The sequence below is a fragment of the Enterococcus spodopteracolus genome, assembly GCF_030441955.1.
In the GTDB taxonomy this organism is placed as follows: Bacteria; Bacillota; Bacilli; order Lactobacillales; family Enterococcaceae; genus Enterococcus_B; species Enterococcus_B spodopteracolus.
This window is the reverse complement of sequence record NZ_JARJHD010000001.1, coordinates 113,561-127,399: the sequence shown is the minus strand read 5'-3', so window position 1 is coordinate 127,399 and position 13,839 is coordinate 113,561. Positions and strand designations below refer to the sequence as shown.

At 38.7% G+C, this 13,839-nt stretch carries 11 protein-coding genes; 4 read left to right on the top strand and 7 right to left on the bottom strand.

Features of this window, described 5'->3' with window-relative positions; all coding sequences use genetic code 11:
* Positions 1-22: 22 nt before the first annotated feature.
* Positions 23-988: a class 1b ribonucleoside-diphosphate reductase subunit beta gene (nrdF, locus tag P3R27_RS00595; protein WP_010734316.1), complete on the top strand. Its 966-nt coding sequence runs from the start codon at positions 23-25 to the stop codon at positions 986-988.
* A gap of 76 nt (positions 989-1,064) precedes the next feature.
* Here the strand turns inward: nrdF and P3R27_RS00590 are convergent, their stop codons facing one another.
* The 3 genes from P3R27_RS00590 to P3R27_RS00580 are packed head-to-tail and all read right to left on the bottom strand — an operon-like array spanning position 1,065 to position 4,587.
* Positions 1,065-2,099, bottom strand: a complete 1,035-nt coding sequence (locus tag P3R27_RS00590; RefSeq protein ID WP_301356631.1) for an NAD(P)H-dependent amine dehydrogenase family protein — start codon at positions 2,097-2,099, stop codon at positions 1,065-1,067.
* 29 nt (positions 2,100-2,128) lie between these two features.
* On the bottom strand, positions 2,129-3,229 hold the full coding sequence (gene ald / locus P3R27_RS00585) for an alanine dehydrogenase (protein WP_034687044.1): 1,101 nt from the start codon (positions 3,227-3,229) through the stop codon (positions 2,129-2,131).
* Between the two features lie 17 nt (positions 3,230-3,246).
* Positions 3,247-4,587, bottom strand: coding sequence for an aminotransferase class III-fold pyridoxal phosphate-dependent enzyme (locus tag P3R27_RS00580; protein WP_034687046.1), 1,341 nt, complete (start codon positions 4,585-4,587; stop codon positions 3,247-3,249).
* 286 nt (positions 4,588-4,873) lie between these two features.
* On the opposite strand from P3R27_RS00580, the gene P3R27_RS00575 reads away from it, so the two are divergent.
* A complete protein-coding gene (locus P3R27_RS00575) occupies positions 4,874-5,902 on the top strand; it encodes an AEC family transporter (protein ID WP_034687049.1) in 1,029 nt (342 codons plus the stop codon).
* A gap of 35 nt (positions 5,903-5,937) precedes the next feature.
* Positions 5,938-6,954: an NAD(P)-dependent oxidoreductase gene (locus tag P3R27_RS00570; RefSeq protein WP_034687051.1), complete on the top strand. Its 1,017-nt coding sequence runs from the start codon at positions 5,938-5,940 to the stop codon at positions 6,952-6,954.
* Positions 6,955-7,262: 308 nt separating this feature from the next.
* Here the strand turns inward: P3R27_RS00570 and P3R27_RS00565 are convergent, their stop codons facing one another.
* Positions 7,263-7,895, bottom strand: coding sequence for an NAD(P)H-binding protein (locus P3R27_RS00565; RefSeq protein WP_034687055.1), 633 nt, complete (start codon positions 7,893-7,895; stop codon positions 7,263-7,265).
* Between the two features lie 172 nt (positions 7,896-8,067).
* Here P3R27_RS00565 and P3R27_RS00560 point away from each other — a divergent pair, with 172 nt between their 5' ends.
* Positions 8,068-8,976 carry a cation efflux transmembrane domain-containing protein gene (locus P3R27_RS00560; protein ID WP_034687057.1) on the top strand — a complete coding sequence of 303 codons (909 nt, stop codon included), beginning with the start codon at positions 8,068-8,070 and terminating at the stop codon, positions 8,974-8,976.
* 107 nt (positions 8,977-9,083) lie between these two features.
* Here P3R27_RS00560 and hylB read toward each other — a convergent pair whose 3' ends face one another.
* The 3 genes from hylB to P3R27_RS00545 all read right to left on the bottom strand — a co-directional run bounded on the left by hylB (position 9,084) and on the right by P3R27_RS00545 (position 13,829).
* The gene (gene hylB, locus P3R27_RS00555) at positions 9,084-12,101 is read right to left on the bottom strand and encodes a hyaluronate lyase HylB (RefSeq protein ID WP_301356635.1); all 3,018 of its coding nucleotides are present in this window, start codon (positions 12,099-12,101) and stop codon (positions 9,084-9,086) included.
* 137 nt (positions 12,102-12,238) lie between these two features.
* Positions 12,239-13,039: a PTS system mannose/fructose/sorbose family transporter subunit IID gene (locus P3R27_RS00550; protein WP_200868941.1), complete on the bottom strand. Its 801-nt coding sequence runs from the start codon at positions 13,037-13,039 to the stop codon at positions 12,239-12,241.
* Positions 13,032-13,829: a PTS mannose/fructose/sorbose/N-acetylgalactosamine transporter subunit IIC gene (locus P3R27_RS00545; RefSeq protein WP_034687063.1), complete on the bottom strand. Its 798-nt coding sequence runs from the start codon at positions 13,827-13,829 to the stop codon at positions 13,032-13,034. The genes P3R27_RS00550 and P3R27_RS00545 overlap by 8 nt, the downstream gene beginning before the upstream one ends.
* Positions 13,830-13,839 lie beyond the last annotated feature (10 nt).

The window sequence follows — 13,839 nt, the reverse complement described above, 5'->3', positions numbered from 1 at the left end:
ATTTTAATAAAGGAGCATTCTCATGTCAGAAACTTATTATGCAGCGATAAACTGGAATGAAATTGAAGATATCATTGATAAATCAACTTGGGAGAAACTAACCGAGCAATTTTGGTTAGATACACGTATCCCTTTGTCAAATGATTTAGACGATTGGCGTACACTTTCTCAATTAGAAAAAGATACAGTTGGTCACGTATTCGGTGGACTGACTTTACTTGATACCGTCCAATCAGAAAGCGGCATGGATCAATTACGTAAAGATGTCCGCACGCCCCATGAAGAAGCAGTATTGAACAATATCCAATTTATGGAGTCTGTCCATGCGAAAAGTTATTCTTCGATCTTTAGTACATTGAATACAAAAAAAGAAATCGAAGAAATCTTTGAATGGACGAATACGAATCCTTATCTTCAGAAAAAAGCAGAGCGTATTAATGAAATCTATAAAAATGGTACGCCGTTAGAGAAAAAAATCGCGAGTGTCTTTTTAGAAACCTTCTTATTTTACTCAGGATTCTACACCCCACTTTATTATTTAGGGAATAATAAATTAGCCAATGTAGCAGAGATCATCAAGTTGATCATTCGTGATGAATCTGTCCATGGCACATATATCGGGTACAAATTCCAATTAGGCTATAACGAATTACCTGAGGAAGAACAAGAAACATTAAAAGACTGGATGTATAATCTTTTATATGAATTATACGAAAATGAAGAACGCTATACGGAAGAACTGTATGACCCAATCGGTTGGACGGAAGAAGTCAAAACATTCTTGCGCTACAATGCAAATAAAGCATTGATGAATCTAGGAATGGATCCTCTATTCCCTGATACAGCAAACGATGTCAATCCAATCGTCATGAACGGGATCTCTACTGGAACAAGTAACCATGATTTCTTCTCACAAGTCGGAAATGGCTACCTATTAGGTAATGTAGAAGCGATGAAAGATGAAGATTACTTGATTGGTTTAGACTAAACAAAAAAAGAGCTTGGATGTTCAATCCTCGCTCTTTTTTTGTTTCTCTTTCTTCAACTGACAAACTTAGTTCTTCTTATTTATTATCTAAATAAAGATGTGCTGGGTAGGTCATATATTGGACAGGTGCCAATTGATCGATCGTGACATAACCTGCGGCAGAGTTGACCACCGTTGGTATACGGTTGATCAAGGTTGCACACGTATGTTTTGGTGTATCTGGTTTTGTTACTTCAAATTGCATACTTGGCGTTCCTTCGATCGACCAAGTACATAGATCGCCCTCGCCTGCTTGATACACTTTTCCAGTACAACCAACTTCAACGATTGGTCCTTGGATCGTTTCAACAGTCGCCACAGCAGACATCCCGATTGCTTCGCCTGCTCTGATCGTACGTTCCATTGTTTTCGACGAAATAGCTTTATCTAAAACAATTGGAACATTCTTTTGAGTAATACGTTTGATCGACCAATTCATTTTAGAACAGATTGCTTCTGCCGTCATCCAAGAATACGACGGTAAATCGGTCGCGTTCGCAATTTCTTTTGCAAATTTCTCTTGATCATATCCGACCCCATGGGCTTCAGCTAACGCTTTGCCATAGTGTTCGACATCATAACTAACTTCACCGCTAATTTTTTGTACATCATTCATCCCAGCAGCCATCAAGGCTGGGAACAACACCCAGTAAATATCTTGCATTCCTGTACCTGAAATTGTGACGTTGTTGGCTTTTGCGATTTTATCTAGACGGTTAGTTTCTGCAATCGAAGTCGTCCAAGGATACAAAGCTTCTTCGCTGATCGTTAAAACATTGACTCCATAAGTTAAAGGAATCTCTAAACTTGGCATGAAGTCTTTGATATAACTAGCAATCGTTACTAAAGCGACATCTGCATCACAATTTTGAAAAACTTCGTGGGGATCATTAGAGATTTTCACTCCTAAGGCTTGGTCATATCCTAGATATAACCCTAGATCCTGACCGATTGCTTCGGGTCGATTGTCAACCGCTCCAACGATTTCAATCCCTTTTTCCATGGCATATTTGATAATCTCTTTCGACATTTTTCCACAGCCAACTTGTACCATACGAATCTTTTTATTCATTTCATTTCCCTCACATTTCTTTAAAATCTTTAAATTAATTCACGAACATCAGCAACTGTTCGCTCAAACACTTCTCCTACTTCAAGGCAGGTCAATTTTCCGTCAAGTGTGCTGATACCCGGTATCAGTTCTGGATAGGTTTGGATCACGTCAGTCAATGATTGAGAGGCTAATCCTTTGATATATCTCATCGTGACATTCGTCAAAGCAAGCGTAGACGTTTGGGGCACTATTCCTGGCATATTTGCTACAGAGTAATGGATTACGCCATGTTTAACGAAAGTCGGTTCTTCATGGGTGGTTGGCTGGCTCGTTTCAAAACAGCCGCCTTGGTCAATCGCAATATCCACCAAGATCGTTCCTTCTTTCATCTGCTTCACCAATTCTTCTGTGATAAGATGAGGTGCTTTTTTACCTGGTAATAAGACTGAACCAATCACAATATCACTAGTCAATGCCATTTTCTCAATATTCGCTGGGCTTGAATAGAGCGTTTTTACTTGCCCATTAAACATCTCTGACAATTCACGTAAGCGGTCGACATTGATATCTAAGATCGTCACATCTGCTCCTAATCCATGCAAGTAATGCGCCGCACTCACTCCGGCGATCCCACCACCTAAAATAGTTGCCTGAACCGGTAAAACACCTGTTACACCTGAAATCAATTTTCCACTTTGCTTCGCTAAAATCTCTGCACCCAATAGACCGCCTAAACGGCCAGCGACTTCACTCATTGGTGCGAGTAATGGGAATGCTCCGCTTTTCGTAACCATTTCATAGGCAATCGCTGTTGTTCCAGACTTGATCAATGCTTCGGTCAATTCAAGATTTGCGGCTAGATGCAAGTACGTAAATAAAATCAAATCTTTTCTAAAGTATTGATATTCTGATGGTAGTGGTTCTTTGACCTTGACGACGAGTTCTGCCGACCAGATTGTTTGTGGATTCGCTTTGATTTGAGCGCCCGCTTCACGATATTGTTCATCTGTAAAGCCTGATCCTTCCCCTGCACGTTCTTCCACATAAACGATATGACCTGCTGTTACTAACTCTTTGACTCCTGCAGGTGTTAAGCCTACACGTTTCTCTGAATTTTTTATTTCTTTTGGTACGCCAATGATTGTCATATTGATCCTCCTTTAAATTATTGCTGCTTTTGCCATTCCTCAAATCCCATGTGAATGGCATCAAATAGTTGATCTGCATTTTCTTTTGAGAATGTCAATGATGGTGAAATGATAATCGTTTGTAATTCATCACGTAGCAAGACGCCTGCATTGATAGCATAATCAGCAACGGCTTGTACATTCTTTGATGTTTGTTCCACATCATATTTCCCGGTATTCTCAAAATCGATAGCGATCATCAAACCTTTTCCACGAACATCACTAATACAGTCATATTTTCCTTCAAGACCTTTTAGGCGTTCCAATAAATATGCACCGACTTCACGGGCATTCTCAACTAGATTTTCTTCTTCCACAATCCGTAAAGCTTCTAATGCTGCCACACAGCCGAGCGGGTGTCCACCGTAAGTATGCCCATGGATAATGACATTAGCTCCATTGGTCGCTGATTCGATGCCTTCAACGATGCGTTTATTAAAAACAGTAGCCCCTAGTGGAACATATCCTGAAGATAATCCTTTGGCTAGAACCATGGCATCTGGTTTGATGCCCCAGCCACGACTACCAAAAAGATGCCCTGAACGGCCAAATCCTGTCACCACTTCATCCGCAATCAATAAAATATCATGATTGTCACAGACTTCACGTAAAGCTGGCCAGTAAGAAGTTGGTGGAACAATGATACCACCAGCACCTTGGATCGGTTCAGCAATAAATGCAGCAATATTATCTGCACCCACTTGCTCAATTGTTTCAACTAATTCAGCGATACAGAGTTTTGTCAATTCTTCTGGATCTTGGCAATTCCATTTATTTTTCTTCAAATGTGGGGAAGAAACACGCACACAATCTTGTAGACCAGGCCCGATAAATTCCCGATAGATCGGGTTACCACCTATCGACGTTCCACCATAATGCATCCCATGATAGGCTTTTTCCAATGAAAGAAATACTTTCTTTGTCGGTTTACCTACTGCTTGCCAGTATTGTCTTGTAATTTTTAAAGCAGTATCTACTGAATCACTTCCTCCAGAAGTAAAGAATACTTTCGCCATCTCTTCTTCTTGCATCATTTGAATGATTTTTTCTGCCAAGTCATATGCCTTGGGATGGGCAATATTCGTAAACAATTGATAGTAAGATAATTTTTCCATTTGATCAGAAATTGCTCGATTCATTTCAGGGCGATTATGACCAACGTTCATACACCATAATCCACCGACACCATCGAGTAATTTTCTTCCCGTGTCATCATAGATAAAATTCCCATCACCACGTTCGATAACGATTGTTTCTTCTTCACTTGCTCGAGTATCCGTCATTGGATGCCAAAAATACTTTTTCTTGCGATTGTTCATATTATTCTCTCCTTTATATGTTTTCCTGTTTACATGTTAAGACTAAAGGGTAGAACAACTCTAAGGTCAATCTTTTTCTTATCATTTCGATAAAACCGCTTACATCAGAAAAGTAAAAAATCACTTATATAGAAGAAAAAATACTTTTGTGATTTTATTTATAAAGCATATTGACCTTAGAACGATTCTAACCTCTAAGATGTAATTGAGGAGGATTGGTAAACATGCACAACTGATTCAAATAAACAAATTAAAACATTCACAAGGATTGAGGAGGAAAATTTAAATGTCACTATCAGAAACATTAAGCAATGTCATCAACATAGAAATTATCAGTGCGATCACTTCCACACTGTTTATTATATTATTAGGTTACTTTTTAAGAAAGCATGAGGTTTTCTCATCAGATGTCGGAAAGACTTTGTCTAAGGTCGTCTTAACTGTCGCAATTCCTGCATTAGCTTTTAATTCGTTTATGCAGGACTTGAATGATGAAGTATTGAATCAAGGAATCAACATTTTGATTCTCGGAATCTTGGTCCACGTTTTCTTGATTTTTCTAAGTAAATTCTTCTATTTTAGATATGCACCAAATAAAGAAGACACATTGCGTGTACTCTCTATTTTCGGGTCAACAACATTTTTCGGTATTCCTGTTGTCGGTGCAGTCTTTGGCGCAGAAGGGATTTTGTACGCATCGATTTTTAACATTGGTTATCGTATCTTTTTATACTCTTATGCTTATTTAAAAATGAGTGGATTGAAAATGGCACGCGAGAATATTAGAGAAATGATCTTGAACCCAATCGTATTGGCAACTTTTATCGGATTATTTATTTGGCTCTTCCAAGATAGCTTACCTCAAATTGCTCAGTCTAGTTCTGAATCTGTTGCTTTTTTAAGAATCGATCAGACGTTGCCATGGCTATTTAAACCTTTGACGTTCCTCTCTAGTTTAGCCTCCCCACTCGCTTGGTTGGCAATCGGGATCACATTAGGCGATCTTCCATTCGGAAAAACCCTCAGCAGTCATACCGCTTGGTACTATTCATTCATTAAAGTCATTGTCTTCCCACTTGTGATTTTACTTTCAATTTTACTGTTGAACGCAATGAATATTTTACCAGTGAATTCAGTTGGTCTAAGTACAATGATCATTATGATGGCTACTCCAGCTGCAACAGTTGCGGTTGCTTATGCCATAAACTTTGAAAAAGAAGCAGTACTTGCCTCTAACGCCTCTTTACTTTCTACACTCTTCTCGATCGTCTTAATCCCTATCTGGATCATCGTCTTAAACTTGATTGGAAATTAAAGCACATTATATAATTAACGAAAGGAAACTATACTATGAAAAATTTAAATGTTGTATGTTATGGTGTTCGTCCTGCTGAAAGAGAGCTCTTTCAGCAGTTGAATGTCCACGGATTCAACTTGAAACTAGTAGAAGATTTATTAAATGAGACAAATTACACAGAAGCAAAAGGAATGGATGCCGTCATCGTTCGAGGAAATTGTTTAGCAAATCGTATGAATATCGAACGCTTTGCCCAATTCGGGATCAAGTTCCTACTCACGCGTACAGTTGGGACAAATCATATTGATATAATGGCAGCTCACGATCATGAAATGCAAGTCGCGTATGTACCATTTTATTCACCAAATGCAATCGCTGAATTATCTGTTACTTTAGCAATGATGCTTTTACGTAGAACAACTCATACAACGAATAAAACAGCTTCTTATAATTTTACGATTGATCGCTTTATGTTCAGTAAAGAAGTCCGAAACTGTACAGTTGGAATCATTGGCGTGGGGAACATCGGACTAACAGAAGCAAAACTTTTCAAAGGATTAGGTGCAACGGTGATTGGTAATGATCTATATCCAAGCGAAGAAGCAAAAGCATTCATCGAATTTAAGTCGCTTGATGACTTACTGGCAGAAAGTGATATCGTCAGTATCCATATTCCTTACATCCCCGGTAAAAATGAACGTTTCATTAATAAAGTTTTTATCGGAAAAATGAAGGATGACGCGATTTTGATCAACACTGCTCGAGGGGAATTACAGGATAATCAAGCAATCCTTGATGCGTTGACGAGCAAAAAACTAGCTGGATTTGGTACAGATGTCTTACCTAATGAAGCGCTGATTTTCAACAAAAATTTTGATGAAGATCCATTATTGATCGATGCAACAGCTAAGGCGCTGATCGATATGTATCCGCGAGTAATCATTACACCGCATATTGGTTCGAATACCGACCAAGCAGTATCAAATATGATCGAAACAAGTTTTGACAATCTCTATAAAATGTTCAATCAATTGGACTGTGCCAACATACTTTCCACTCAGGCTGGATAATCGCCTCAAAGAATCAGCGATCCGATATTGCACCGAAGTGTTTAGCCTCATGAAATAAGGTGATAGCTACAAAAATTACTCTTCCAATTTTTGTAGCTGTTGCCTTATTTTCGAAGAGGTTTCGTTGATTCTTGCTGTTGATTTGTTTTTATGGTCACAGACAAAAGTGAATCTTACGTTTGTTTTAACTACTTTCCTTTCGATCATCACAAAAAATAGTAAGACAGAATCCCCAGAAAATCTAAGAATACTTTCTGGGGGTCCTGCCTTATTTTCAAAGCTGAAAATTTCTATCAAACCTCAATTATTTACTCGTGTATTTTCCCCTTTGCTGTTAATGCAATAGAGTCATACATATGAGTAGTTGGCTCGTTGATCAAAGTTGCTAAGTATTTTCCTACAGTTTGTCGGCTGATTTCACCAATGTAACTTTTTCCGTTTCTATTCTCGATACGAATATCCTCAATGATCTCTTTATCGGTTAACCAATTAGGGCGGATAATGGTAAAGTCTAGATGACTGTTCTCAATCAAATCTGCTGCAATACGCTGATCCCCTAAATAAGTATCAGGATCGCGATAGTCGCCCAACTCTGCAATTGCTTCTTCGTCATTAAAGTCAACTTCACCGTAGATCCCAAGTGTTGCCATCCAATATACGCGTTTGATCTTATTCTGGTTCATCGCCTCGATCACATGTTTAGCTAAAGGCACCATATTGTAAGGACCTAAGCAAGAATAGACGATATCAATGCCTTTCATTGCATGAACCAAATCATCTAGATTCATCGCATCACCAATGATACTTCGTTCCTTATCAAAGACTTTATCCGGATTTCTCAAAAATAAAGTTACATTCACAGTAGGATCATTTTTTAAAAATTCATAGCTATATCTAGCAATTGGTGCTGATGCACCAAGAATCAATACGTTCTTTTTCAATCTATTTCCACCTCTAGTTTTGATTTTTTATTTGTACAACGCTCCTCCTTTGAGTAAGATGATTAAAGTATAAGGCTTAGAACGACTCTAACCGCAAGTATTTATTCGCATCTTTTATTACAATTAATATGATTCTCAAAAAAGCATTTATTCCAGAAAGGATTTTAGTTATATGAAAAATACACAAAAAATAAAAAAATTATTAACCGCCTCCATCATTGCAGGAACCGTTTATGGTCTTTTAGCGCTACTTACGGGATTGATGATCAATTACAACGTCCTCTTGCTTGATGGTGTCTATACGATGGTCGGTGCGCTGATGTCTCTGATCGCATTATATATTGCTAAGTTTATCCAGACACAAGATTTTGAACGTTTTCCATTTGGAAAGGAATCACTGATGCCCTTGGTTGTTTTTATCCAATACAGTGTCATCCTATTGATTTCTTCCTATGGCCTGATTGAGTCTTTTTTCAGTTTGCTTTTTGCAGATACCTACGTTGATTTAGCGATTGGCTTGCCCTTTTCTTTATTTGGGACACTCTTTTGTTTTGTTTTTTATCTTTATTTGAAAAAAAATCCAATCAATCATTCCTTTTATAAGGTGGAGTTGGAACAATGGCGTTTCGGGTTTCTGTTTAGTTTAGGGGTAGTGGTTTCCATCATTGCCTCTGGGTTGCTCGCAAAAACATCTTACATTGCAATCGCCCAACTGATCGACCCTGTGATTTCCATTGGAATCACTATTTTCTATATTTATCTATCGGTGACTGAAATCAAAAATGCCACATTAGAACTTACTTATGCACCCCCAAAATATGAATTACGCGAAAAAATATTGTTTGTAGTTGATAAGCTCTTGCAAAATATCGCCATCGAAACCTATGTCTTACGAATCGCAAAAGTCGGGGATCAAGTCATTCTTGAACTAGATATCGTGATTTTACCCGACAGTGAATTAGATAGTATCCGCGCGCAAGATCATCTAAGAGATAAACTCAACCACAAAGTAACTGAAGGTTTCTCTGACTATTCTTTATGGCTGAATATCAACTTTATCGGCGATCTCAAATGGGCATAAGAGAGCATATTTATAAAAAAACAGAAACTTCTCCAATAAGAAAACGTTTGGGAAGTTTCTGTTTTTTTCAATTGATCTGTGTTTGATTATGACCTAGAAAGGTAGAGCTATTTGACAACGATCTCTTTGCTTTCGAATTGACCGAAATCAATGGTAAACGTATTGGTTTGACTATCATAGACAATCCCCTCACTCATAGACACCACGTCAGTAAAATCACTTGATAAACGAAGCGTTACTGGTTCAGTTTGTTGTGTCGGATTAGCAAGTGTATAAACCGTTTGTTCTGACTTCATTTGTTTCAATAAAGAAACTGGTTTATTCGTTTTGATCCCAGCAATTTCTCCACCTTGTCCTTGCCAAAAATTGATACCTAAATAACCGGATGTTTTTACTTCTACTGCTTGGATTTCTTTAGTATTTTGTATAATGTCGACTGGCTGTTCTGCCACATACGTTTCTAATTCCGATTGAGTCGTTCCTGGCAACATCACATAAGCATAATCCGCATCTTTAGGTTGTTGGCCATGATTGATCGAGAAGGTTCGATAGTCACCAGTATATTGCGTATCACTAGGGAATGCTTCGTTAATTTCTTGATAAGGCCCTGTACGTGTCTCGCTGATTACATCCACTGTTTCTTTCTGTGGGAAATAATAACCGATCGACGCATGTTGATGATCCGATTCAAGCAATAACCACGATGTCTCCTTCGTTTGTTGTGACTGATCAATCATTCCTTCATCCGAAAGTACTTGATACTTATACGAATCATTTAATAAACGATTATCGACGATTGTTTCGATTGAGGCAGTTGTATCTCCTGTAATACCGGCACCTAAGGCAATGATTTGCCCATCCAATGTAAACCATGACTTCTTCCCTTGTACATTCATCGGCAAGGTCGTGCCATTGTTCTTTGTTCCTGCTTTGTTAAGAGCCATCCCTACTACACCTTGATCTCCAGCAGCGGTCCCGCCTACCCATGTTTCATTTGAAGTCACTGTAGTAAATGCTGAAATTTCATCTGCTAAAGGTACTGTATCGATGGTCGTGCCAGGTAAACGATAAGGATCGACGGTTGGCCAATAACTCGGACCGAATTGGACTTGGTCATCATTGTAAAGATAAACCATTCCATCTGAGGTATGCCAGCCTCGTTGATTTTCCAGATTTCCTGCTTCAAATGAAGAGATTCGCTTCGAATACATGCTTAATCCTAAATGGTAATTCTCTGTTCGTTGGACAAACCGATCCATTGCATGATACATCTTCGTTCCGATGAACGGTAGCTGATTGCCTACGATTGTTGCATCTTCCAATAAGTTGGTTGTCATCATCAGATCATTGAAATCTCTCGGATTTGTCAAATAATAGTCAGGATTAGACAGCATCCAATATTTCACTGCTTCTTTTAATGCTTTTTGCTGTGTTTCAGGTGCAAATTTTGCCACGATCAATAAATTGTACATGGTTGTCGAGCCGTAACCATTTTTTGTTGCAGCTGGTGCTCGAGAAATGGAGCGACCATTGACTAAAGGCAACATTTCACCTTGATATACTAATGGGATAAATGCCGATTGGACATTATCAACAAACGATTTGATCTGCTCTGCTGTCAAAGTATAGCGGGATTCTTTGACAATCGATAAAATTTGTCCTACACCTTTGACTAGTACATTGCCATAAGAACCTGTATATGGAATCGTTTCATGCTGGATAAATGAACCATCTTGATAAAATCCATCGCCATGTGTCACTAGTTTGAAGACATCAGTAATACTTTCAACTGCTTGTGTGACTTTTGCTGGGTCATTTTGTAAGAGACCTAGTCCTAAGACAGTTTGCGCTAAATCTGTGCGATTCGCACCAGTCGTTGAAAAATTTGGTATAAAATCAAGCGCGACAAAAGTTCCTTGTGGTTTTGTGTAGAGTTGTTTAAATGGATCGGGTACATATTTACTCAACACACTCGTATACTCTTGAAGTTTCTCCTCTGGCACGTTTTCATCCAGTACCATCAAAATCGCCACAAATTTTTGAGCTACTCCGATTTGCCAATCCCACCAATTACCATGATACTTTGTGCCATCATAGCCTTTTTTTGTGATCATAAAATCTAATCCACTTTGAATCGCTTGACTGACGACTTCATCTTGATAAAAAATTGTCCCATTCGTTCCGTATGCTAACGCTAGTTTTTGCAACTTTATAAATTGCGTGGTTAAATCTGCCGAAGCGGTATTTCCAGATTCTAATGGCCATAGATACGTGCGGTCAGGATCTTGATTCATTGTCTTGTAAAGTTTTTCTGCTTCGTTAGAAAGAGCGCTTACATAATTAGCAATCGCTGGATTGGCTAAATCGGTCGTTGTTGACACAAGTTGATCTTTCCAGCTTGCTTTCATTGTTTGAAATTCTTCTGTCGGTTCTTCTACTTGCAGACTATTGACCGCTCCACTACGCATGGAATAAATAGTTAATTTACTTTCATTCCCAAATAACCGAATCCCTGAATAACCTGACCAGTCCCCATTGATCGTTGTCCCATCAGTATAAAAAACTTCTTGATTTTCATACAACAAACGGTCGTTCAAATATGCTTGGAACGATGTTCCTTCATATCTTAGTAACAATTTATAGGTTTGTCCTGGAATCAGTGTAGGGCCTTTGATGGCTGTCAACCACTTTCCCCCAGGCTGCCCCAATTGCCATTCACCATCGCGCATATAGGCAAACGATTGCCAGTTCGATATCGTCTGATCGTTCCCTCGAAAAACTAGTCCAAAATTGGTCTGTCCCTCATATAGAAACGTGTATTCTAGATCACCTGAACTGCGGACACCTGCATCTAATAATAACGACACAGACTCAAATTGTTGATTGACTTTCTGATTTGCGATCTGTAACCCATTCTCGTTGGTATATTTATCTGCTTTTCCAACAATGTCTTGCCAAGTACCTAAATGCTGCGAAAAATCTGACTCATAGTTTTCTGATATCATATTTTTTTGTATGTCTGTCTGTGTTCCTTCTGCACCGACTTGTTGACTGTACCCTAACCCAATACCAACGAATAAACTACACCCTAATGTCACCACTAATTTTGTTGACCAACGCTTCATTTTGTTCTCCTTTATGATTATAGATATTTTTTGAACTAAAAAAATCTGCAAGAAAGGCGCATTCTTATTTCGAACGATTCTTTCTTGCAGATCAGATCACGACCTTACGATCACTTCATTCATTTTTTATGAATCAGTTAAGCTAAAATCCCAGCAGCACTTAATGCAATTGAAAGAATCAAAATAATCCAGATCACGCGAGTTGAATTCAATTTCTTCTGCCCTAACATCCAGTATGTCAATAAGACTAATAAAACCGGTACTAATGAAGGTAAGATCGCATCTAATGTGTCTTGAACAACTAACTCCACCCCATTTTGTTTATAAATGAAAGGAACCGTTGCTTTGATAACAGAAGGAATCAAGGCACCAATAACTGTGATCCCTAAAACAGTTGCTGCGTTGGTGAATGCAGTTAGTTTATTTTTCAGAGTCGTAACTAATTTAACTCCTTGCTTGTAGCCAAGTGGTAATAATGCTGCTCGTCCAAAAAGTAAAGCGATATTGGCAATGATCCAGATCACACAGCCCACGACTGATCCGCTTTGTGCCAATGTACCCGCAATTGAACCAAAAATCGTTCCCCAGATGACATGGAATAATGAATCACCTACCCCTGCTAATGAACCCATCAACGCTGTTTTCAACGCGACGATCGTATCTTTTGCTTTGTAACCATCTTCTTCTTCAATTGCCACATCGATCCCCATGATCAAGTTCCCAAAAATCGCATTCGTGTTGAAAAATTGATTATGGGTATTCATCATATCTTGTAATTGTGATTTGTCTTCCCCATAGAATTTTTTCAGTACAGGTAAAATACCATAGAGATAACCGGTACTCATCATACGCTCGTAGTTCCAATTCAATTGGCTACCCAGGATATAGCGCCAACTGATGACATTCAATTCTTTTTTCGTTAACTTTTGATTACTCATCGCCATCAAAACCTCCTTCAAGTGTTCCAGTGGTTGTCACTATTTGAGCAGTTGCTTCTTTTTCGTTATCTCGTTTGAATACTAACAATGCAGCAATAACACCAACGATTGAAATACCAAGCATTGGTACTTGTAGATATGCTGATAAGAAAAACCCTAAAAGTAAGTAAGGAATATACTGTTTTGCTGGTAAATAATGTAAAAGGATAGCCACACCGACAACTGGTAGTACACCACCTGCTGTACGCAATCCATTCATCAACCATTCAGGTGTATTTTCTGTGATTGTTGAAACTGCCGCATCACCGACTAGTAACATCAATAAGATCGGGATTGCTCGAGAAAGCCCCCATAGGAATGAACCAGATAATACTAACCGTGGGATACTGTTGATACGCATATCTTCAATCGCACGATCGACACGGTGAAGCAAAAAGACATTACAGAAGCGAGCAACGACATCAAGCTGTAGCATCAGTAATGATACTGGTACAGCTAGACCGATCCCATATTCCGCCCCTTTACCAGAAATGACAGCAAACGCCGTTCCTAATACAGCACCAGTAAAGAAGTCGGGTACAGATGCACCTCCAAAAGCTGCGATCCCTAAACGCATCAATTGCAGGGTTCCTCCTACCATCAAGCCAGTTTCTAAATCTCCCATGATCATCCCGGAGATCATTCCCGCAATGGCTGGTTGTGTCAACGTATTTGAAATAAGTGAATCATTGATTGCGATAAAAGCATAAACTGTAATAAGAATAATTTGATACATGGCTAGATGTTGCATGATTATTTCC

Bases quoted from the DNA above. Each gene is read 5' to 3' on its own strand.
- P3R27_RS00590 (WP_301356631.1), bottom strand. From the start codon at position 2,099: ATGAATAAAAAGATTCGTATGGTACAAGTTGGCTGTGGAAAAATGTCG.
- P3R27_RS00575 (WP_034687049.1), top strand. From the start codon at position 4,874: ATGTCACTATCAGAAACATTAAGCAATGTCATCAACATAGAAATTATC.
- P3R27_RS00550 (WP_200868941.1), bottom strand. From the start codon at position 13,039: ATGAGTAATCAAAAGTTAACGAAAAAAGAATTGAATGTCATCAGTTGG.
- ald (WP_034687044.1), bottom strand. From the start codon at position 3,229: ATGACAATCATTGGCGTACCAAAAGAAATAAAAAATTCAGAGAAACGT.
- P3R27_RS00545 (WP_034687063.1), bottom strand. From the start codon at position 13,829: ATGCAACATCTAGCCATGTATCAAATTATTCTTATTACAGTTTATGCT.
- nrdF (WP_010734316.1), top strand. From the start codon at position 23: ATGTCAGAAACTTATTATGCAGCGATAAACTGGAATGAAATTGAAGAT.
- hylB (WP_301356635.1), bottom strand. From the start codon at position 12,101: ATGAAGCGTTGGTCAACAAAATTAGTGGTGACATTAGGGTGTAGTTTA.
- P3R27_RS00570 (WP_034687051.1), top strand. From the start codon at position 5,938: ATGAAAAATTTAAATGTTGTATGTTATGGTGTTCGTCCTGCTGAAAGA.
- P3R27_RS00560 (WP_034687057.1), top strand. From the start codon at position 8,068: ATGAAAAATACACAAAAAATAAAAAAATTATTAACCGCCTCCATCATT.
- P3R27_RS00580 (WP_034687046.1), bottom strand. From the start codon at position 4,587: ATGAACAATCGCAAGAAAAAGTATTTTTGGCATCCAATGACGGATACT.